Origin of the sequence: Pseudomonas sp. WS 5027, assembly GCF_012985695.1 — a bacterium.
Taxonomy (GTDB): Bacteria; Pseudomonadota; Gammaproteobacteria; order Pseudomonadales; family Pseudomonadaceae; genus Aquipseudomonas; species Aquipseudomonas hygromyciniae.
Window position 1 is genome coordinate 140934 of record NZ_JAAQWU010000005.1, and the last position, 21094, is coordinate 162027.

General features: G+C 58.8%; 18 protein-coding genes, 1 tRNA gene and 1 pseudogene. 8 read left to right on the forward strand and 12 right to left on the reverse strand.

Going from position 1 to position 21094, the window contains the following annotated elements:
• Positions 1-246: 246 nt before the first annotated feature.
• From HBO09_RS08665 to HBO09_RS28850, 9 genes and pseudogenes are all read right to left on the reverse strand, one after another.
• Positions 247-1653 carry a sigma 54-interacting transcriptional regulator gene (locus HBO09_RS08665; protein WP_169993014.1) on the reverse strand — a complete coding sequence of 469 codons (1407 nt, stop codon included), beginning with the start codon at positions 1651-1653 and terminating at the stop codon, positions 247-249.
• Positions 1654-1697: 44 nt separating this feature from the next.
• A pseudogene (locus tag HBO09_RS28845) lies at positions 1698-1784 on the reverse strand (outer membrane lipoprotein carrier protein LolA); the annotation flags it as partial.
• Between the two features lie 8 nt (positions 1785-1792).
• Complete coding sequence (locus tag HBO09_RS08670) at positions 1793-3370, reverse strand: ABC transporter ATP-binding protein (RefSeq protein ID WP_169993012.1); 1578 nt, start codon at positions 3368-3370, stop codon at positions 1793-1795.
• 10 nt (positions 3371-3380) lie between these two features.
• Entirely contained in the window at positions 3381-4403 is a 1023-nt protein-coding gene (locus tag HBO09_RS08675) for an ABC transporter permease (protein WP_169993010.1), read from the reverse strand.
• A complete protein-coding gene (locus tag HBO09_RS08680; protein WP_169993008.1) occupies positions 4403-5464 on the reverse strand; it encodes a microcin C ABC transporter permease YejB in 1062 nt (353 codons plus the stop codon). Before HBO09_RS08680 ends, HBO09_RS08675 begins: the two co-directional genes overlap by 1 nt.
• Positions 5464-7323: an extracellular solute-binding protein gene (locus HBO09_RS08685; protein WP_169993005.1), complete on the reverse strand. Its 1860-nt coding sequence runs from the start codon at positions 7321-7323 to the stop codon at positions 5464-5466. Before HBO09_RS08685 ends, HBO09_RS08680 begins: the two co-directional genes overlap by 1 nt.
• Before the next feature lie 135 nt (positions 7324-7458).
• On the reverse strand, positions 7459-7740 hold the full coding sequence (locus HBO09_RS08690; protein WP_032861429.1) for a peptidylprolyl isomerase: 282 nt from the start codon (positions 7738-7740) through the stop codon (positions 7459-7461).
• 282 nt (positions 7741-8022) lie between these two features.
• Positions 8023-9108, reverse strand: coding sequence for a 3-deoxy-7-phosphoheptulonate synthase (locus HBO09_RS08695; protein WP_169993003.1), 1086 nt, complete (start codon positions 9106-9108; stop codon positions 8023-8025).
• A gap of 339 nt (positions 9109-9447) precedes the next feature.
• Positions 9448-9582, reverse strand: a complete 135-nt coding sequence (locus HBO09_RS28850) for a hypothetical protein (protein ID WP_262381201.1) — start codon at positions 9580-9582, stop codon at positions 9448-9450.
• A gap of 147 nt (positions 9583-9729) precedes the next feature.
• On the opposite strand from HBO09_RS28850, the gene HBO09_RS08700 reads away from it, so the two are divergent.
• Together HBO09_RS08700 and HBO09_RS08705 are read left to right on the forward strand one after the other, a co-directional pair.
• Positions 9730-10479, forward strand: a complete 750-nt coding sequence (locus tag HBO09_RS08700) for a carbon-nitrogen hydrolase family protein (protein WP_169993000.1) — start codon at positions 9730-9732, stop codon at positions 10477-10479.
• Between the two features lie 19 nt (positions 10480-10498).
• Positions 10499-10948, forward strand: coding sequence for a GNAT family N-acetyltransferase (locus tag HBO09_RS08705; RefSeq protein WP_169992998.1), 450 nt, complete (start codon positions 10499-10501; stop codon positions 10946-10948).
• A 36-nt stretch (positions 10949-10984) separates the two neighbouring features.
• On the opposite strand, the gene HBO09_RS08710 is transcribed toward HBO09_RS08705, so the two are convergent.
• Positions 10985-11224 (reverse strand): DNA-binding protein, encoded by a 240-nt coding sequence (locus HBO09_RS08710; protein ID WP_169992995.1) that lies wholly within the window; start codon positions 11222-11224, stop codon positions 10985-10987.
• Between the two features lie 81 nt (positions 11225-11305).
• Between HBO09_RS08710 and HBO09_RS08715 the strand changes: the two genes are divergently transcribed.
• From HBO09_RS08715 to HBO09_RS08740, 6 genes are all read left to right on the forward strand, one after another.
• Complete coding sequence (locus tag HBO09_RS08715) at positions 11306-11671, forward strand: helix-turn-helix transcriptional regulator (protein WP_169992992.1); 366 nt, start codon at positions 11306-11308, stop codon at positions 11669-11671.
• A gap of 151 nt (positions 11672-11822) precedes the next feature.
• Positions 11823-12464, forward strand: coding sequence for a UvrY/SirA/GacA family response regulator transcription factor (gene uvrY / locus HBO09_RS08720; RefSeq protein ID WP_029293774.1), 642 nt, complete (start codon positions 11823-11825; stop codon positions 12462-12464).
• A 16-nt stretch (positions 12465-12480) separates the two neighbouring features.
• A complete protein-coding gene (gene uvrC / locus HBO09_RS08725) occupies positions 12481-14304 on the forward strand; it encodes an excinuclease ABC subunit UvrC (RefSeq protein WP_169993243.1) in 1824 nt (607 codons plus the stop codon).
• 32 nt (positions 14305-14336) lie between these two features.
• Positions 14337-14897: a CDP-diacylglycerol--glycerol-3-phosphate 3-phosphatidyltransferase gene (gene pgsA, locus HBO09_RS08730; RefSeq protein ID WP_029293776.1), complete on the forward strand. Its 561-nt coding sequence runs from the start codon at positions 14337-14339 to the stop codon at positions 14895-14897.
• A 63-nt stretch (positions 14898-14960) separates the two neighbouring features.
• Positions 14961-15036: transfer RNA gene (locus HBO09_RS08735), tRNA-Gly, on the forward strand.
• Between the two features lie 222 nt (positions 15037-15258).
• Positions 15259-17100 (forward strand): integrase arm-type DNA-binding domain-containing protein, encoded by a 1842-nt coding sequence (locus HBO09_RS08740; RefSeq protein ID WP_169992990.1) that lies wholly within the window; start codon positions 15259-15261, stop codon positions 17098-17100.
• A 1475-nt stretch (positions 17101-18575) separates the two neighbouring features.
• Here HBO09_RS08740 and HBO09_RS08745 read toward each other — a convergent pair.
• Both HBO09_RS08745 and HBO09_RS08750 read right to left on the reverse strand, forming a co-directional pair.
• Positions 18576-19738 (reverse strand): IS3 family transposase gene (locus HBO09_RS08745; RefSeq protein WP_169992987.1). Its coding sequence is split into 2 segments (ribosomal slippage): positions 18576-19483 and positions 19483-19738, totalling 1164 coding nucleotides; the frame shifts between segments, so codons are not numbered across the junction.
• Positions 19739-19904: 166 nt separating this feature from the next.
• Positions 19905-21020, reverse strand: a complete 1116-nt coding sequence (locus tag HBO09_RS08750; RefSeq protein WP_234451333.1) for a D-alanyl-D-alanine carboxypeptidase family protein — start codon at positions 21018-21020, stop codon at positions 19905-19907.
• Between the last annotated feature and the right edge of the window lie 74 nt (positions 21021-21094).

A 21094-nucleotide genomic window follows, 5' to 3' on the forward strand; every position in this document is an offset into this window, starting at 1 on the left:
GTAGGAAGGGGCTATAGCGGGAATTGTGCAAAGTTTGTAAGTTGTTGATATGTATAGATATTTAAAGATTTTGGTGATTGGTTTTCGAGTCTTGTCTCTATATCAAGACAAACGAAGTTCCAATGTGGGAGCGGGCTTGCTCGCGAAAGCGGTGTGTCAGCCAATGATTTTGTTGCTGATAGGCCGCTTTCGCGAGCAAGCCCGCCCCCACAAGGTGGTTGTCTTTTATTTGAGATATTTGTCTCTTTATTGAGATTGTTCGATGCCCAGCGCCACCATCTTCTTGTACAGCGTCGAGCGTCCGAGCCCCAACCGCTTGGCCGCCTCGATCACATTGCCCTCACACTGGCGCAACGCTGCAGCAATCAACTGCCGATCAAACCGCTCCCGTGCCGCGCTGAAGGTTTCGACCTCAATGGGCGCCACGGCGCTGCACTGCACCGGGCTGAACGTACCAATCGCCGCGCGAATCTCTTGCGCATCCAGCACCAGGTCATCACTGAGCAAGGCGGCCCGCTCCAACACGTTGCGCAATTCGCGGATGTTCCCCGGCCAGGCATGCTGGGCCAGTAACGCCAGGGCTTCGCGGTCTAGTTCATGCTGGCTGCGCAGTTCTTCAAGGATCGCTTCGCTCAACGCCGGAATATCATCCAGGCGCTCGCGCAGGGGTGGGACCTGGATCGGCAGTACGTTGAGGCGGTAGTACAAGTCGGCGCGAAATTCGCCGCGCTTGATCGCGGCTTCCAGGTCGGTGGAGGTCGCGGCGATCACGCGTACGTCGCTGTGGATCATCTCGTTGGAGCCCACAGGCTCAAACTCTTTCTCCTGCAACACCCGCAGCAGTTTGCTTTGCAGGGGCAGTGGCATGTCGCCGATTTCATCGAGAAACAACGTCCCGCCCTGGGCGATTTGCAGTTTGCCGGGACGGCCCTTGCGGTCGGCGCCGGTGAACGCGCCGGGCGCGGTGCCAAAGAATTCGGCTTCCAAAAGGTCGTGGGGGATGGCGGCGCTGTTGATGCTGACAAAGGCTTTATTGGCGCGTGGCGAGGCACCATGGATGGCCTGGGCCAGCAGCTCCTTGCCGGTGCCGGTCTCGCCCAGCAGCAACACCGGCGACTCGGCACTCGCACTGCGCCGCGCCCGGCGCTTGACCTCCAGGCTGGCGGCGCTGGTGCCGATAAAGTGCGCAAAGTTGTATTTGCTCTGGCGTGAGCGCAGCAGCGAGCGGGTCGAGGCCAGTTCCTGTTGCATGCTCAGGTAGCGCTCGATCATCGGCGAGAGGTTACGCAACTCGTCGAACAGGGCAAAACCGATGGCGCCGATCACCTTGCCGGCATCGTCGTGGATCGGCAGGCGCATTACCACCAGCGGGCCTTTGGGCGTGTCCTGGATATCCAGGAGGATCGGCTGGTCACTGCGAACCACCTGGCGCAGCAGGCTGTTGGAGATCACCTGCTCGCACGGCTGGCCGATGGCCTGGTCAGCGCTCTTGAGGCCAAAGCGCTTGGCATAGCGCTCGTTCATCCACACGATATTGGCGTCGCGGTCGACAATCACAGTGCCTTCGCTGGACTGCTCGATGATTTCAAACAGGGACTGGATCGCCAGGCCGCGAACGTGTTGGTAGTCCTTGAGGCTTTCGCTGGTGTTCATGCTGGCGCCGCCAATACAAAGGTTAATAGGATCACGCCGCCCCTTGTAGGAGCGAGCTTGCTCGCGAAAAACCTGAGGACGCCTCGGGGTGGCAGGCTTTTCGCGTTATCGTTAACGCTCTTCGCGAGCAAGCTCGCTCCTACAAGGGCAGTTGTGTGGCTGCGAGCAGTTCTTGGGTGTAGGGATGTTGCGGTGAGTCGAACACCTCAGCGCTCGGGCCGCGCTCGACCACCTTGCCGTCCTTGATCACGATCATGTCGTGGGCCATGGCCCGCACCACGGCCAGGTCATGGCTGATAAACAGGTAGGTCAGGCCGTACTTTTCCTGCAGTTCACGCAGCAGCGCCACCACTTGTTTTTGCACGGTGCGGTCCAGGGCCGAGGTGGGCTCGTCCAGCAGTATCAATGCCGGGCGCAGCACCAGCGCGCGGGCAATGGCGATGCGTTGGCGCTGGCCGCCGGAGAATTCGTGGGGGTAGCGATGGCGGCTGGCCGGGTCGAGGCCCACATCCTGCAGCACCTTGATCACCTGCGCGTCACGCTCCTGCAGGCTGCAGGGCGCGTGCACTTCCAACCCTTCGCTGATGATCTGTTGTACAGACATGCGCGGGCTGAGGCTGCCGTAGGGGTCCTGGAACACCACCTGCATCTGCTTGCGCCAGGGCTGCATCTGCTTCTGGCTCAGGCCATCAAGGGCCTCGCCCTGGAAGCGGATACTGCCGCTGGACTCCAGCAGGCGCAGGATCGCCTGGCCCAGTGTGGACTTGCCGGAGCCGGATTCGCCGACGATACCCAGGGTCTTGCCTCGTTGCAGCTCCAGGCTGATGCCGTCCACCGCCTGCAGGTACTGCTTGCGCCGGAACAGCCCGCCACCTATGGGGAAGCGCACACTCAAACCGTCGACTTGCAGGACGTTTTCGCGTTGATCCTGGCACAGCGCCGCGCCGACCGGTTCGGCATCCAGCAGCAGGCGGCTGTAGGGATGTTGCGGGGCATTGAACAGGGTTTGGCAGTCGGCCTGCTCGACAATTTCCCCGGCCTGCATCACGCACACGCGCTGGGCAATGCTGCGCACCAGGTTGAGGTCATGGCTGATCAACAGCAAGGACATGCCCAGGCGTTGCTGCAAGGATTTGAGCAGTTGCAGGATCTTGCGCTGCACCGTCACATCCAGCGCGGTGGTTGGTTCGTCGGCGATCAGCAGTTCTGGTTCGCAGGCCAGGGCCATGGCAATCATCACCCGCTGGCGCTGCCCGCCCGACAACTGATGGGGGTAGGACTTGAGGCGCTCTTGCGGGTTGCGGATGCCCACCAAATCCAGCAATTCGAGGATGCGGGCCTGGGCCGCCTTGCCGCCGAGGCCCTTGTGCAGCAGCAGGGTTTCGCCGATCTGCTTTTCGATGCTGTGCAAGGGGTTGAGGGAGGTCATCGGCTCCTGGAAGATCATCGCGATGCGGTTGCCGCGCAGTTTTTGCAGGGCGCTGGGCCCGGCGCCGATCAGCTCCTGACCCCGATAACGCACCGAGCCGCTGCTCGCGGTGCCGGCCAGGGGTAGCAATTGCAGGATCGAATGGGCGGTCACCGACTTGCCCGAACCGGATTCACCCACCAGCGCCAGGCACTCGCCGGGGCGGATATCCAGGCATAGGTTATGCACTACGGTCTGGCCGCTGAAGGCCACGCACAGGTCGCGGATCTCGATCAGGTTGTCGCTCATACGGACTCACTCATGAACGTGGGTCGAAGGCATCGCGCAACGCCTCGCCGATAAATACCAGCAGCGACAGAATCAGTGCCAGGGTGAAAAACGCCGTCAATCCGAGCCACGGCGCCTGCAGGTTCTGCTTGCCCTGGGCGATCAACTCACCGAGGGACGCGCTGCCCGCCGGCATACCGAAACCGAGGAAGTCCAGGGCGCTGAGGGTGGAAATCGCCCCGGTCAGGATAAAGGGCAGGTAGCTCAAGGTGGCGGTCATTGCGTTCGGCAGGATATGCCGGCGGATGATCTTGCCGTCACCCAGGCCCAGGGCTCGCGCGGCTTTGACGTATTCCAGGTTGCGCCCGCGCAGGAACTCGGCGCGCACCACGTCCACCAGGGCCAGCCAGGAAAACAACGCCATGATCCCCAGCAGCCACCAGAAGTTGGGCTCGACAAACCCCGAGAGAATGATCAGCAGGTACAAGACCGGCAGCCCTGACCACACTTCGAGGATACGTTGGCCGAGCAGGTCGACCCAACCGCCGTAATAGCCCTGCAAGGCGCCGGCGGCAATGCCGATGGTGGCGCTGATTGCGGTCAGCGCCAGGGCGAACAGGATCGATACCCGCGCTCCGAAGATCACCCGTGCTAGCACGTCCCGGGATTGGTCGTCGGTGCCCAGCCAGTTCACCGTGGACGGCGGACTGGGGGCAGGGCGAGTCAGCTCGTAGTTGGGCGTGTCATCGCTGAAGGGGATTGGCGGGAACAGCATCCAGCCGCCATCCTTCTTGATCAGGTGCTGCACGTAGTCACTGCGGTAGTCGGCCTGGAACGGCAGTTGCCCGCCGAACTGCTGCTCGGTGTAGCGCTTGAACACCGGGAAGTACAACTCGTCCTGGTAGCTGAGCACCAGCGGTTTGTCGTTGGCGATCAGCTCGCCACCCAGGGCCAGGATAAACAGGCCGATAAACAGCCACAGCGACCACCAGCCGCGGCGGTTTTGCTTGAAGCGTTCGAAGCGCCTGCGGGCCACGGGAGACAGATTGAGCATCAGGCGTTCCTCGCGGCGAAGTCGATACGCGGGTCCACCAGGGTGTAGCAGAGGTCACCGATCAGTTTTATCAAGAGGCCGAACAGGGTGAAGATAAACAGCGAGCCGAAGACCACTGGATAGTCCCGCGACACGGCGGCCTCGTAGCTCATGCGGCCCAGGCCGTCGAGGGAGAAGATCACCTCGATCAGCAGCGAGCCGGCGAAGAACACACTGATGAACGCCTGGGGGATCCCGGAGATCACCAGCAGCATGGCGTTGCGAAACACATGGCCGTAGAGCACGCGCCGTTCGCTCAGGCCCTTGGCCCGTGCAGTAACCACGTACTGGCGCGTGATTTCATTGAGGAACGAGTTTTTGGTGAGGATGGTCAAGGTGGCAAAACCACCGATCACCAGGGCGCTGACCGGCAGCACCAAGTGCCAGAAATAATCGGCGATCTTGCCGATGGTGCTCAGTTGCTCGAAGTTCTCCGACACCAGGCCGCGCACCGGGAACCAGTTCAAGGTAGTGCCGCCGGCAAAGACCACGATCAAAAACATCGCAAACAGGAAGGCCGGCATCGCGTAGCCAATGACGATGGCGGTGCTGCTCCACACATCGAAACTGCTGCCGTGGCGCACGGCCTTGCGGATCCCCAGGGGGATCGATACCAGGTAGGTAATCAGGGTTGCCCAGAGGCCGAGGGATATGGTCACCGGCATCTTTTCCAGGATCAGGTCGGTCACCGTGGCGCCGCGAAAAAAGCTGTTGCCGAAATCCAGTTGGGCATAGCTCTTGAGCATCAGCCACAAGCGTTCGTGGGCTGGCTTGTCGAAGCCGTATTGCTTTTCGATGTCCTTGATCAGCTTGGGGTCCAGGCCTCGGCTGGCGCGTGATCCACTGCTGACGCCGTCGCCGGAGGCCCCGCCGACACTGGCACCGCCAATGCCCTGCAAGTGGGCGATGGCTTGCTCCACCGGCCCCCCGGGCGCCGCCTGGACGATCACAAAGTTCACCAGCAGGATGATCACCAGGGTCGGGATGATCAGCAGAAGGCGCCGCAAGATATAGGCAAACATCAGTGGGCACCTCGCGACTTGCTCAGTTGGGCTTTCATCTGCTCATTGGTCAGGGGTGTCGGGCTGAGTTCCCACCATGACTCCAGCGCCTCGTCGTTGCTGGCTTCGATGGCCGGGCGGCCGAAGCGGTTCCACCAGGCGGCCGAGGTGCCGGGCGGGTAGTAATTGGGGATCCAGTAGTAATTCCATTGCAGCACCCGGTCCAGGGCATGGGCGTAGCTGAGCATCTGTGTCTGGGTGGTGGCGCGCACCAGGCCGGTGATCAGGGTATCGACCGCCGGGTTCTGCAGGACGAAATAGTTGTTGGCGCCTCGGTCGAACGCGGCGGCTGAGCCGAAGTAGTTGTACAACTCAAGGCCCGGCGAGGTGGTGACGGGGAAGCCGGTGACGATCATGTCGTAGTCGCGGCTCATCAGCCGGTTGACGTACTGCGAGGAGTCGATGCGCCGGATGTTCAGCGTAATGCCGATCTGCGCCAGGTTGCGTTTATAGGGCAGCAGCAGGCGTTCGAGGCCGTTTTGCACATTGAGGAAAGTGAACTCCAGGGGTTCGCCGGCGGCATTCACCAGTTTGTCGCCCTTGGGCATCCAGCCGGCTTCTTCGAGTAGGGCCAGGGCTTGCAACTGCTTGTCGCGGATCATGCCGCTGGCGTCGGTGGAGGGCGCCTTGAACACTTGGGTGAAGACTTCGTCGGGGATTTGCCCGCGCAAGGGCTCGAGAATCGCCAGCTCCTCGGCGTCTGGCAGTTGGGTCGCGGCCAGCGGGCTGTTGGAAAAGTAGCTTTGCTGGCGGATGTACAGGTTGCGCATCATCTGCCGGTTGGCCCACTCGAAATCCCAGAGCATGGCCAGGGCCTGGCGCACGCGGCGGTCCTGGAACATCGGTTTTTGCAGATTGAACACGTAGCCCTGGGAGTTTTGCGGCGCATCCTTGGCCAAGTGCGCCCGTTGCAGGCGGCCATCATCCAGGGCCGGGCCGTTGTAGCCGATGGAATAGCCGGTGGCGGAAAATTCACGGTTGAAATCGTAGGCGCCGCCACGTAGGACCTGGCGTGCGACTTCGGTATCGCCGAAGTATTCCAGGCTCAGGCGATCGAAGTTGTACAGGCCGCGGCTGACGGGCAGGTCCTTGCCCCACCAATCAGGGTCGCGCTGGAAGGTGATGGTGCTGCCGGAATTGATCTTGCTGACCTTGTACGGGCCGCTGCCCAAGGGTGCTTCATAACCGCCGCCATTGGCGAAGTCGCGGCTCTTCCACCAATGTTCGGGGAACACCGGCAGGGTCGCGACATCCAGGGGCAGGGTGCGGTTTTGATTGCTGGAGAAGTCAAAGCGCACTTGCAAGGGGCCTTCGACCTCGACGTGTTTGACGTCGGCAAACAGCGTGCGAAAGCGCAGGCTGCCCTGGGTCATCAGCAGGTTGAAGCTGTAGCGTACGTCTTCGGCGGTGATCGGCTTGCCGTCGGCAAACCGCGCCTTGGGGTTGAGGAAAAACCGCAGGTACAGGCCGTCCTCGGCGCGTTCCATCTTTTCCGCCACCAGGCCGTAGACGGTATAGGGCTCATCCAGAGAGCGGTAGGCCAGGGGCGAATACACCCAGCCGTCCAGCTGGCTGACGCCGATGCCTTTGTCGATATACGGCAGGACATGGTCGAAGCGGCCGACTTCCAGGGCCGAGCGCTTGAGGCTGCCGCCCTTGGGCGCATCGGGGTTTACGTAGTCGAAATGACTGAACCCGGCAGGGTACTTGGCGGGCTCGCCGTAGACGGTCAGTGCATGTTGAGGGGCTGCGAACGAGACAGTACTCGCCAGCAGCAAGGCCAGGGTGGAGCCAACCAACGTGAGGAAGTCCAGTCGCATTATCAGCCTTGAACGCCGGGTGAAGAAGGAAGGGGACTTGTACCCTAACCGCGTGCGGGTCGCCAGTCACCCTGCTGCCACACAAACGCAACGGCCCACCAAAAGGCGGGCCGTTGTGTTTTGCAAAGACGTGGATCAGTCCTGGCGGCTGGTCACTTCCAGCAGGTGATAACCGAACTGGGTTTTCACTGGGCCTTGCACGGTGTTGACTGGGGCGCTGAATACGACAGTGTCGAATTCCTTGACCATCTGGCCAGGGCCGAACGAACCCAGGTTGCCACCGTCACGGCTCGATGGGCAGCTGGAGTTGGCTTTGGCGATTTCTGCGAAATCAGCGCCGCCTTCGATCTGGGCTTTGAGTTCGTTGCACTTGTCTTCGGTGGCAACCAGGATGTGACGGGCGGTAGCTTTGGCCATGGTGGGTAACTCCTTGAATAAAAAAGGTGAGCGTACCGGATTCAGGCGGTTATTTCCTGGCAAAGTTCCACTGAGTTATCGGGCCGGGCTCATTGTGGCGAGCGGGCTTGCCCCGCGCTGGGCTGCGCAGCGGCCCCAATGAGTCCGCTGCAGTTTTTCAGGTAAACCGAGGCTGTCAGTTTTAGGGCTGCTGCGCAGCCCAGCGCGGGGCAAGCCCGCTCGCCACAATAAGCCTGCTTGTCACAATAAGGCAGTTACCGTTCAACGGGATGGCCAGTTCGCTTACGCAGGCCCCAGCGTTTTCTGAGCGCGCAGGCGTGCGGTCGCTTCACGCAGCAATTGCTCGGTGCCGTCCCAGCCCAGGCAGCCGTCGGTCACCGAAACGCCGTAGCGCATCGACGGGCTGAGTGGTTGGCAGCCGTCGAACAGATGACTTTCCAGCATCATGCCGATCAATGAAGTGTCGCCCTGCAAGCGTTGCTCCAGCACATCATTGAACACTGCCGGTTGGCGCATCGGGTCCTTGCCGCTGTTGGCGTGGCTGCAATCGACCATGATCCGCGTGGTCACTTTGCTTTTGGCCAGGTCGGTCTTGACCTGGGCCACGCTCTGGCGGTCGTAGTTCGGGCCACGGTGCCCGCCACGCAACACCAGGTGGGTATCGGCGTTGCCTGGGGTCTGGATGATCGCCGGGTGCCCCTGGCTGTCGACGCCGAAGTGGCGGTGTGGGTGAGCCGCAGAGCGCATGGCGTCACAGGCGATGGCCACGCCACCGTCGGTGCCGTTCTTGAAGCCCACGGGCATGCCCAGACCGCTGGCCATTTCCCGGTGGATCTGCGATTCGGTGGTACGGGCGCCAATGGCGACCCAACTGAGCACGTCATCGAAGTAGCCAGCGGCCATCGGTTGCAGCAGCTCGGTGGCAACCGGCAAGCCCAGGCGCAGCATTTCGCGCATCAACTCCCGCGACAGCGTGAGGCCGGCGGCCATGTCATCGCTGCCATCGAGGTGCGGGTCGTAGGCCAGGCCTTTCCAGCCGATGGTGGTGCGCGGTTTTTCGACGTAGGCACGGATCACCAGGAGCATCTGGTCACTGACGTCATTGGCCAGTTTCTTCAGATTGCGCGCGTATTCCATGGCGGATTCGGGATCATGGATCGAGCAGGGGCCGACGATGATCAGCAGACGAGAGTCTTCGCCATTGAGAATCGCGCGGATGGCTTGGCGATGTGCGTTGACTTGTTCGGTCAGGAACGGGCTCAGGGGCAACTGGTGCTTGAGCTCAAGGGCGCTGGGCAAGCGCTGGGTCAGCGCTTCATTGGCGCTGGACAGGGTGGTGACGGGCAGGGCGGCGATGGAGGAGTTCATATTTTCTGCTTCCTGGGCAAGCGGCGGGCTGTTCCCGCACGCTCTGCCCTACTGGGGTGTTCGACAATTGGCCGTATTGGCTACGTGTGTTGGCTTGCCACCAATAGGTGACCGATCGGAGGCGGCAGGCTGTCCCGAACGGAGCTTGCTAAATCGCCAGGCGGTGCAGGTGTCGTAACGGTAATAAGTGGAGTAGTTCATGGTGTGATTTCCTTTAAGTTCGGTGTGTAGCAAAAATTGTTCAGGGCTGAAAAAACAAAACCCCCGGTCGGGGAGCCGACCGGGGGTTAGATTTCTCTGGCAGGCGACCCCTTGAGTAGTGGGCGCCGATTTCAGGTATCAGGCGCGCCAGTGGCTAAACCAATACCCAAAATAAAAGCTGACCAGTGCGCTCAAACCGTTCACGCGGGTAGCCACGACCGAACGCGGTGCGTTGGCAGTAGGGCAAGCCTGGGTGAGGGTGAGTTGCAACATGGTGTTTCTCCAAATGATGGGGTGGAGCTTAACTGAGGCACGGCGGTGGATTCAATCAGTAATTTCTATTGTGATGAGGGGCTTACCACTATGGCGGATGTCCCGATATGCTGAATGGATACTCACAATGATAGCCAGGACGCGACCATGACCACCTTGACCCTTGGCAGTGCCCAAACCTGTTCCATTGCTGGCGACCTGGCGGCCAATATCCAGCGTCACATGGCATTTATGGTCGCGGCCGCCGAGCAGGGTGTGCAACTGCTGGTATTTGCGGAGTTGTCCCTGACCGGCTACGAGCCTGCGCTGGCCGCGAGTTTGGCGATTGCGCCGGACAATGCAGTGCTGGCGCCCCTGCGGGACCTGGCGCGTGAGCTGCACATGACGGTGGTGGTCGGCATGCCGATTCGCTTGCCGTCGAGCAGCGGGGTGTTGATTGGTGCCCTGGTGTTGGCGGCGGATGGTTCAATGGCGGTCTATAGCAAACAGCATCTACATCCTGGCGAAGAGGTGGCATTTGCGCCAGGTTCGGGTGGCGAGGCGTTGGTGTGGGGTGAGGACCGGATCGCGCTGGCGGTATGCGCCGACTTTTCCCACGCCAGCCATCCACAGGATGCGGCGACGCTCGGGGCTACGGTCTATGCGGCGGGTGTATTGATCAGCGAGGGTGGTTACGCCGCAGACAGTGCGTTGCTTCAGGGATACGCCGCCGAACACTCGATGGTGGTGCTGATGGCCAATCATGGCGGGCCATCTGGCGGCTGGGCGTGTGCCGGGTGCAGTGCTATCTGGGGGCCGGATGGCGAGTTGATTGCGGCGGCACCAGGTGTGGGCGATGCCCTGGTAATCGCACGCAGGGAGGCTGGCAGTTGGACCGGCTGGCAGGTCATGTTGTGACGTAATGGAGGCCACCGCGATGGCATTCACCCTCAAGGCTGCATCGGACCACCACCTGGCCTTTGCGCGCAGCCTGACCCATCAGGCTATGGGCCATTACTATGGGCACTATGGTCTGACGTGGTCTGACAAAGGCTTTGATACCGCCTGGGCGGGACGGGAAAATTGGTTGATTTGCCAGGACGACAGGCAGATAGGCTTCGTCAGTCTGAGTCGGGATGACAACGCGCTGTATATTCGTGAGCTGCACATTCTCGACACTTTTCGCCGCCAGGGCGCAGGCAGTTGGGTGCTGGAGCAGATGATTGCCAAGGCGTGTGCCGAAAACCGGGGGTATTTGCGATTGACGGTATTCAAGACCAATCCGGCAAAAAGGCTGTATCAGCGCCAGGGCCTGAGTATTGTTGGTGAGGAGGGGTGTTTCTGGCGCATGGAGTCCGTGTGTCTGTCGGCGCACTCGTCCCGGTAAACCTCGCGCTCGACTTGAATCGGTGCATACTGCCCTTTAGGAGCCGATCTCCTGAACATTGCCCAGGCTTTTTGCTTCGTTAACGATGATCCCGTCTTTCATGCCCAAAAGGACCGCGACCTTATGGGCTTCCCCACGCCGCCCCTTTTTGCGCCCAGCGAGCACTTGATAGGTGGTCGCCGGGTCCACGCCATGTTCCCTGGCGAATGCCTGGACCGATTTTCCTTGATGTTCCAGCCAGGCTTTGGCTTGTGCAGCGGTACGGACTCCGGGCATAGTTCAAAACCGTTCAAGTTTGTGCAAAACGAGATGACGTCGTCACCTCTTGGGGTGTGCCATAAAGGATATTACATCCAAATGAGTGGAATAGGTTCGCGCTTAAGGCAAGAAAGAGAGCGGCTTGGTTTGTCGCAAAAGGTTTTTGGTGAAATAGGTGGCGTAGAGGCTAACGCCCAAGGTCGATACGAAAGTGGTGGTCGCGCACCAAAGGCTGATTATTTATCCCGCGTCGCAGAGAAAGGTGTTGATATCCTGTTTGTTTTGACAGGTAGCCCCACTCCTATCCAACTGGAAAACCTGAGCCAGGTCGAAGAAAAGGTTCTGGGTAACTATCGCGCGATGTTTAAAGAGGATCAGGATGCAATCCGTCGGCTGACCAGCACCTTGGCAGAGCATTCCTGGGTGGTGCATGGAAAATCCCCGCCGATCCCCAAGGAATCCTGACCTTTTACCCAGGAAACACCCCCGCCTGCCGCTCGGCAGGCGTTCGTAGTGTATTGAAACTCTATATATATGACGCGTTCAGCTAGGTCTGTGCCGTGGTTTTTTGCTAAGGTGTCCGGCAACCTATAAGACCATTTCGCGAGGTGTCTGCTTGATTAGGGTGCTAGTAGTCGATGACCATGATCTCGTTCGTACAGGCATTACACGAATGCTGGCTGACATCGATGGCCTGCAAGTAGTCGGTCAGGCCGAGTCGGGGGAGGAATCCCTGATCAAAGCGCGTGAATTGAAGCCCGATGTAGTCTTGATGGACGTCAAGATGCCGGGGATTGGTGGTCTTGGCGCTACCTGCAAGTTGTTGCGCAGTCATCCGGATATCAAAGTCGTCGTGGTTACGGTCTGTGAAGAAGATCCTTTTCCTACAAGGCTTCTTCAGGCGGGCGCAGCGGGCTACCTGACAAAAGGCGCAGGGCTCGCGGAAATGGTCCAGGCCATCCGCCTGGTATTCGCCGGCCAGCGTTACATCAGCCCGCAGATTGCCCAACAACTGGCAATCAAGTCGTTTCAGCCAGTCAGTGACTCGCCGTTTGATGCCTTGTCCGAGCGCGAGATTCAGATCGCCTTGATGATTGTGGGTTGCCAGAAGGTCCAGTCGATTTCCGACAAGCTCTGCCTGTCGCCGAAAACCGTGAACACCTACCGTTATCGAATTTTCGAGAAGCTATCCATCAGTAGTGATGTGGAACTGACCTTGCTCGCGGTTCGCCACGGCATGGTGGACGCCAGCGCCTGAAATGCAAGCCACTGAAATAACCGCCGCGTTTGATCCGAGTGCATTTCTTGCGACCTGCAGTGGCCGGCCTGGCGTGTATCGCATGTTCGACAGCGAGGCGCGCCTGCTGTACGTCGGCAAGGCCAAGAACCTCAAGAAACGCCTGGCCAGCTACTTTCGCAAGACCGGCCTGGCGCCGAAGACGGCTGCGCTGGTAGGGCGTATCGCCCAGGTCGAAACCACCATCACCGCCAATGAAACCGAGGCGCTGCTGCTAGAGCAGACGCTGATCAAGGAATGGCGGCCGCCCTACAATATTCTGCTGCGTGACGATAAGTCCTACCCGTACGTGTTTCTGTCGGACGGTGACTTCCCACGCCTGAGCATCCATCGCGGGGCAAAGAAGCACAAGGGCAAGTATTTTGGTCCTTACCCCAGCGCCGGGGCGATCCGCGAGAGCCTGAGCCTGCTGCAAAAGACCTTTTTCGTGCGCCAGTGCGAAGACAGCTTTTACAAGAACCGTACCCGCCCGTGCCTGCAATACCAGATCAAGCGCTGCAAGGCGCCGTGTGTCGGGCTGGTCGAGCCCCAGGAATATGCCGAAGACGTGCGGCACTCGGTGATGTTCCTTGAAGGGCGCAGCAATGCCCTGGCGGACGAACTGTCCGGCGCCATGGAACAGGCGGCCAGTGTCCTGGACTTCGAGCGGGCCGCCGAACTGCGTGACCAGGTGTCATTGCTGCGGCGGGTGCAGGATCAGCAAAGCATGGAAGGCGGTACCGGTGACGTTGACGTGATTGCAGCCTTCGTCAATCCAGGTGGCGCCTGCGTACACCTGATCAGCGTGCGTGGCGGCCGGGTACTAGGCAGCAAGAACTTCTTTCCTCAGACGGGAATCGAGGAGGAGGTGGCCGAAGTCATGGCTGCGTTCCTCGGCCAGTATTACGTCAGCAGCCCCGAGCGCGACCTGCCGGGCGAACTGATCGTCAACGTGGTGCATGAGGACTTTCCCGCACTGATCGACGCGATCCATGCATTGCGTGGCCGCGAGCTGGACATCAGCCACCGGGTACGCGGCACCCGGGCGCGCTGGCAGCAACTGGCGGTGACCAACGCCGAGCAGGCCCTGAGTGCTCGCCTGGCGAACCGCCAGCATGTGGCCGCGCGTTTTGAGGCACTGGCTGACGTGCTTAAGCTCGACGAGCCACCGCAACGCCTGGAGTGTTACGACATCAGCCACTCCAGCGGCGAGGCGACGGTGGCGTCCTGCGTGGTCTTTGGTCCGGAAGGGCCAATCAAGTCCGATTATCGCCGCTATAACATCGAAGGCGTCACCCCGGGCGACGACTATGCCGCCATGCACCAGGCCTTGACCCGACGCTTCAGTAAACTCAAGGACGGCGAGGGCAAGCTGCCGGATATCCTGCTGGTGGACGGTGGCAAGGGCCAGTTGTCCATGGCCCGTGATGTGCTTAACGAACTGGCGGTACCCGACCTGATCCTCCTCGGCGTGGCCAAGGGCACGACGCGTAAGGCCGGTTTCGAAACGTTGTACTTGAATGATGCGGCCCATGAGTTCACCTTGAAGGGCGATTCACCGGCACTGCACCTGATTCAGCAGATCCGCGACGAAGCCCACCGCTTTGCCATTACCGGCCACCGCGCCCGACGCGGCAAAACCCGGCGTACTTCAACCCTGGAAGGGGTTGCAGGGGTCGGGCCAAAGCGCCGGCGTGAATTGTTGAAACATTTTGGTGGATTGCAGGAATTGTCCCGTGCCAGCATTGAAGAAATAGCCAAAGCCCCCGGTATCAGTAAAAAGCTCGCTGAGTTGATTTATGCAAACCTACACAGCGAGTAGAATGCCTTCTCACCTCGTAGCCAGTTGTGCCGATGAATATCCCTAATCTGATCACCGTTCTACGCGTCCTGCTCATTCCGATTTTCATTTTGCTGTTTTACCTGCCTTATGAATGGAGCTACATGGCCTCCAGTTCCGTCTTTGCCTTCGCGGCCGCGACCGACTGGCTGGACGGCTACCTGGCACGACGCCTGGAGCAGAGCACGCCGTTTGGCGCTTTCCTCGACCCTGTGGCTGACAAGCTGATGGTCGCCGTGGCATTGGTGCTGCTCGTCCAAGAGCACGGCAATCTGTGGCTGACCCTGCCTGCTGCCGTGATCATCGGTCGCGAGATCGTCGTCTCGGCCTTGCGCGAATGGATGGCCGAAATTGGTGCCCGCGCCCACGTAGCCGTGTCCAATATGGGCAAATGGAAAACTGCCGCGCAAATGCTGGCGCTGGTGATCCTGCTGGCCAACCCGTCGAACTTCACCTTCTGGGTGCTGTTGGGCTACGCCTTGCTACTGATCGCTGCGGGCCTGACCCTGTGGTCCATGCTGCAATACCTGCGCGCCGCGTGGCCCCATCTGCGCACGACCGTAGAAAAGAAATAAAACTTTTTTGAATCAAGGGGTTGACGGGTGGTGAGGATTCTATAGAATGCGCATCACCAAGACGCGGGAATAGCTCAGTTGGTAGAGCACGACCTTGCCAAGGTCGGGGTCGCGAGTTCGAGTCTCGTTTCCCGCTCCAAATATTGCGCTGCAGAGTTCCACTGAATTCTGTAAGTGATTGAAATCAGGGCCTTTAGGCCCTTTTTTCGTTCCAGCGGGAACCACTGAAATCCAGCACTATCCGGTGCGTTTAAGTCCAGAATTGAGTCCAGAATTCTGACGAGCACTGAATCGGTTTGTTGCTGGAGCAGTTTGCGCAACGAGACGAGCATCTGGCCCTGACTCTGTTCAGGAGCTCGCGATGGCACTCTCAGAAATGACAGTTCGGCACGCCCGAATCACCGGTAATGACTACACCCTCGGCGACAGTGATGGTCTCACACTCAATGTGACGGCCAGAGGCGGCAAAGTCTGGCTCTTCCGCTACTATTGGGCGGGCAAGCAGAAGCGCATGTCCCTCGGTAGTTATCCCCAAATTGGGCTTAAAGAAGCCCGTACCCGTCGTGATGAAGCCCGTACCTTGGTTGCCCAAGGCATCAATCCCTATGAGCATCGCAAACAACAGCGGCTTGCTGTTCATGCTGCGAAGGAGCACACCTTCGAGGCTGTGTTCAATCAGTGGGTGGAGTTCCGCAGGCTGAGCCTGAAGGAAGGGCGTCAAAGCACGCTCTCGCAGATATTGAGAATCTTCAATAAAGACGTCCTGCCCAGCCTGGGCGGGCGGTCTATCTACGATATCAATCGTCACGATCTGCTAGATTTACTGAGCAGGATCGAACAGCGCAAGGCCTTAACGACCGCCGAAAAATGCCGGACCTGGTTCAACCAATTGTTCCGCTATGCGCTGGTGAAAATCGAGGGACTGGAACACAACCCGGCTTCAGACCTTGATGTGGTCGCACTTCCCAAACCTCCTGTTACGCACAATCCATTTCTCCGAATGGACGAGCTCCCAGGATTGATGGTTGCTCTTCGAAATTACGGTGGCGCCAGCCAAACGCGGCTTGGCCTTCGGTTGTTGCTGCTGACCGGTGTCCGCACGGGCGAGTTGCGGTTGGCGACACCAGACCAGTTCGATCTGGAGAAGCGCTTGTGGGTCATACCGGCGGAAGTGGTGAAACAACTCCAGCTAGCGATGCGGAAGCCAGGTAAGCAGATTCAAAATGTGCCGCCGTACATTGTCCCGCTGTCGGTTCAGGCGCTGGAGATCGTGCGTCACTTGCTGGACCAGGTTGTCCCCGCACAGCGCTACTTGTTTGCGCATCGAAGCGACCTGAGCAAGCGCATCAGCGAAAACACGCTGAACGGCGCGTTACGCCGGATGGGGTACGCCGATCAACTCACGGGTCATGGGATGAGGGCGACGATCTCGACGGCGCTGAACGAGATCGGCTACCCGAAGGTGTGGGTGGATGCTCAGCTTTCTCATGCTGATCCGGATAAGGTGAGTGCGGCTTACAACCACGCGGAGTACGTCGAGCAGCGCCGGACCATGATGCAGGATTGGGCGAACCGTCTGGATCTATGGGGGCAGGGCCAGCTAAAAGCGGCAAGTTCTCCGCTGACTATTCGTTTAGAGGGGGCAGCTTCGTTACCTTCGTTGGAAAACGCGAACGCAAACGCCGTTCTGTACAACAGCGGCTCCCCCGCGACGACCATCCCAGTCTCCACAATGTCCATCAGCAACGAACCGGTCCTTAATGCGGCTCAGCATCCACCTGTCCTACCTGCTCCAACGCAGACTGGACAGCTGCGCGAACCCCAGGTATCAGACATACAACGTCAGCGCGCCGAGATGCTCGCCACTTATGAAGCTTCGAGTAGTCTGCCGCTGCTTGTCTTCGCCAAGCTGGCAGGCAAATCCCGAGATCAGATCAACCGCGATATCAAGGCTCGGCACCTGCTGTCTCTGAGCCTTGGGAATCGCGGTCAGCGCATTCCTGATTGGCAGCTTGATCCACTGCGGCACAAGTTGGTACTTGCTGCCTTAGCGCGGTTTCCGGATGTTGATGGGTGGAGGCTTTATGGCGCCCTTTGTAAACCTCATGAGCGATTAAAAGGTCGCGCGCCAATCGATGTGCTTACTAAGGAGAATTTCGATGTAACCGCGCGGATCGTTTGCAGTGCCCTAGGCTCAAGCTGAGGTGCTGTCTCGTGCGGTGATAACGAATGTGGCTGCTTCCTTGGGGTCATCTAGCGCTACTCCTGAATGCGTGGACTACACACGTCGCCTGATGTTTCGGAGTTGGTCGGCTAGAGGATTCTATTGCGCAGGAAGACACCATTTGGCAATATCCCGTTCCCGCGTTCTCTTATCAGCTCTCCATCCCTCTCATTTGGGGGCTGTGTTTTTGAGGGGCGGGTAATCACCCGGCTTCGTGCCGGGTTTTTTATGCGTTCGGCAGATACGGCCGGCGGATAAACATGGAATTAATCTACCCCTCGTATGGGGTGCTAGGGGTCGAGTGTTCGAATCACTCCGTCCCGACCATATTTTTCAATGACTTAGCCCGGTTCGGAAACGACCGGGCTTTGTTGTTTCTGGGCTTTGATCATTTTGGTCACCGTTGGGTCACCGTTAGCAAAAAGCTCGTAAAGTGCCATTCGGGGCTTCGTCGCGTTGAAACCTGTCAAGGCTGATCAGTTCTGACTGTATTGGCTGCAATCTTTTCCTTTTCGCGAACTTTCTCTCGGCGAGCACTGGCTGACATCGACACGGCGAGCTGTCTTTAGATTTTTTCTGATCACCACCAGAAGGATATGGCAAATCCGGGTGAGTTCGATCACCAACTGCTTACGGTGGGTGTTTTCGTCCTGCAGCTGGCAGAGTTCCCGTACCTGTCGGAACAGTGAAGGTGGGTGGCGCCAGCCAGATGGTCTCAGGAGGCGGCGCAAGCGCGAACCCATCACGTTTGAATTGCTTGGGCGGAGGTCGTCGCGTGATGAGCATTGTGGGAGGTCGATTTTTCTGGTGTTCGGAGGCAGGCCCGAACTGGGTAGTCAGGCAAAGCTCGAAGCGAATGGCAAAGTAAGGTTTTCTCGAAGCTCGTCACATTGAGTAGATTTGATGTGGCTGCGCCCATCCATCGTGAGTGCATGCTTGCTCGTAGACGCGTCGCTACTATGACCAAGGACGCCCGTTCCTGAAGCGACACTGCCTTATCCCGATCTGAACGAGCCAAGTCGAGTTGTGTGTTAAGCAAGCATCTATGGACGCCCGGATAGCCTCTGTATATGGTTCAATCAATCTTGTGATCGCGGTGTAATTCGCAATGGAGCTTACCCAGGAGGGGGGCCGTGTCTTCGAGTAGTGCTTATCATCCAGGTCCGGTAGAACCAACTCCACAGCAGCGCTTGCTACTGATGGATGACGTGCAGTGGGAGTCGTTTATAGAGCGCTGCGCACGCCAGCTCGAGAAGGAGGGCCAATACGCGCAGGTTCTGAAGCTAGGAGGCGCAAATGACAAGGGGCGAGATATATGCGGGTACACGGTACATCCACCTGCTTCGGATACTTGGGACCTATACCAAGCTAAGTATTACAGCAGCACTCTCTCCCCGAGCCAAATCGTAGGTGAGTTGGCCAAGTTTCTTTCCTGCGTGCAGGACGTGTAGTGGTCAACTAATCCCGGACACGACGTTAAGTTTTTCCTCGGCCTGCGCTGGTGCCCACCCCTCGTTGAATTGGTGAGGCCGAATCCAGTTGTAGCGATGCATCAAAAAATGGCTGATATCGCGCTGTGCTTCCTGCGCAGTTCGATAGCCCACGGTCGGTATCCATTCTGTTTTCAAGCTGCGATATACGCGCTCCATCGGTGCGTTATCCCAGCAGTTTCCTCGTCGACTCATGCTTTGGCGCATGCGGTATCGCCATAACCGCTGGCGAAAGAGTCGGCTTGCATATTGCGATCCCTGGTCTGAGTGGAATAGCAGATCCGAAGGCCTGCCACGCTGCTCGTAAGCCATATTCAGCGCTTTGATCACCAGCTCAGCGTCTGGCTTTTCCGACAGCGCCCAGCCCACGATCCGACGCGTACAAAGATCCAGGACGACAGCCAGGTAATGCCACTTTCCTTGCGCCCAAATGTAGGTGATATCGCCGCACCAGACTTGATTGGGCGCTGGCACGTCGAACTCGCGGTTCAATGTGTTCGGGATATCCAGTCTTTCTACTGTTGCTCGTTTGTAGGCATGGGAGCCGGGTTGTTTGCTGACTAAATCAAGCTCGCGCATCAAGCTACGCACTTTGAATCGACCGAGTTGCTCACCGTCTTCACGCATCAGCGACAGGATGCTGCGACTGCCCGCAGAGCTGCGACTTTGCGAGAACAACTCACTGACGCGACTACGCAATCGAAGTCGTTCAACATCGGGCGTGCGGCGCCGAAGGCGCTGGGCGTAGTAACACGAGCGAGTGACGTCAAACACCTTGCACAGCCAATCAACCGGCTCATGGGCGCTCAACTGGTCAATCAGCGCGAACGCTCGTGATCTTCCGACATCAAGAGCGCGGTAGCCTTTTTTAGTATTGATTTCTCTCGCTCAAGCCGAGCAATCCGGGCTTCCAGCTCCTGAATTTTTTGCTGTTCCGGAGTCAGTGCCTTGCTCTGCGGGGTGACGCCTTTATGTTCTTTCTGAATCTGGTCAACCCAGCGGCGCAATGCCGACTCACCAATGCCGAGTGAACGGCTGGCTTCGATGTAGCTGTAGTTTTGTTTGAGCACAAGGTAGGCAGCCTCGCGCTTGAACTCAGGAGTAAAGGAGCGGCGTTGTTTGTTCATCAGACACCTCTATCTGGCGAGCATTCTCGCCTAAATGGGTGTCCGGTTTCATTAGACCACTACAGTCCCTGTACAGCGTCATTGAGGGATGAATCGCCTTCGAAGAATTTTGAAAGCGCGAGCTCTTTGCGTAGATCATCGGAGTTCATGACCTTCTCCTCACTATTCACGTTATCTGACCCCCATCGAACCAACCGCGGATCGTCCGGGTAAAAAACAAATGCACGGTATCCCACCAACGTCGCCACCAATGACCTTGCTCCGCGTCCACAAGAACCACCAATGGCCGACTCCCCAGCTTATGCTCGGCGTCGAACAGGTCGAGTCTTCCGACGACCGTGCCTGCCGTGATAGGGGCTTCGATGGGGCCATCAAACGCCAGGTGCATCTCGACGTCACGATTTTTATTCTTGGGCAGCGTGAGGGTCATGTCTTCAAGCAAACCCACATTCACATAGGGTTGTATGCCTTTCCAGAGAGCCACCTGCGAGAGTACTTCGCCACCTTTCTTATAGGTTTGGGTGGCGTAGAAGCGAAAGCCGTAACCCATCAGTTTCTCTGTTTCTGCCGTACGCTTATGGGCGCTACTGGCGCCCAGAACTGCGCTGATCAAACGTTGCCCATCCCGCTGTGAGGAGGCGATCAAGCAGTAGCCCGCCGCCTCTGTGTGCCCGGTCTTCAAGCCGTCATAGGTGGAGTTACGCCATAAAAGCGCGTTGCGGTTGGATTGCTGAATGCCGTTCCAGGTGAAGGTTTTCTTGGCGTAAAGAGGGTAGTAGGTGGTCCCTTCGTTGATGACTTTTCGAGCCAGGGTCGCCATGTCACGTGCGGAAGAATAGTGCTCCGGGTCCGGTAGGCCGGTGGAGTTCATAAAGTGGGTGTTGAGCATTCCCAGTGTTGAAGCGGTTGAGTTCATCATCCCGACAAAACCGGCTTCGCTTCCAGCGATATGTTCGGCCAGCGCAACGCTCGCGTCATTGCCTGAGTCGATGATCACGCCGCTTAGCAAATCGTGAACCGAAGCAGAGCTGCCGGGCTTGAGAAACATCCGTGAGCCGCCTGTACGCCAGGCATTTTCGCTCACGACGACCTCATCATTTGCGCTTATCAGGCCAGACTTAAGCTCATGCGTCGTGATATACGCAGTCATTAACTTGGTCAGGCTGGCCGGTGGTAGGCGTGCATCACTGTTGTGGCTGGTAATGACCCTGTTCGTTTTCGCGTCTATGAGTATCCAGGCTTCGGCTCCCAGCTTCGGCGCAGCGGGGATCATTGTCCCCATGGTCGCGTTGGCAGCCAGAGCGGCATTCGCCCAAAGAAGCGGTGGTGTTACACAGAGCACGGTTAAGACACGCA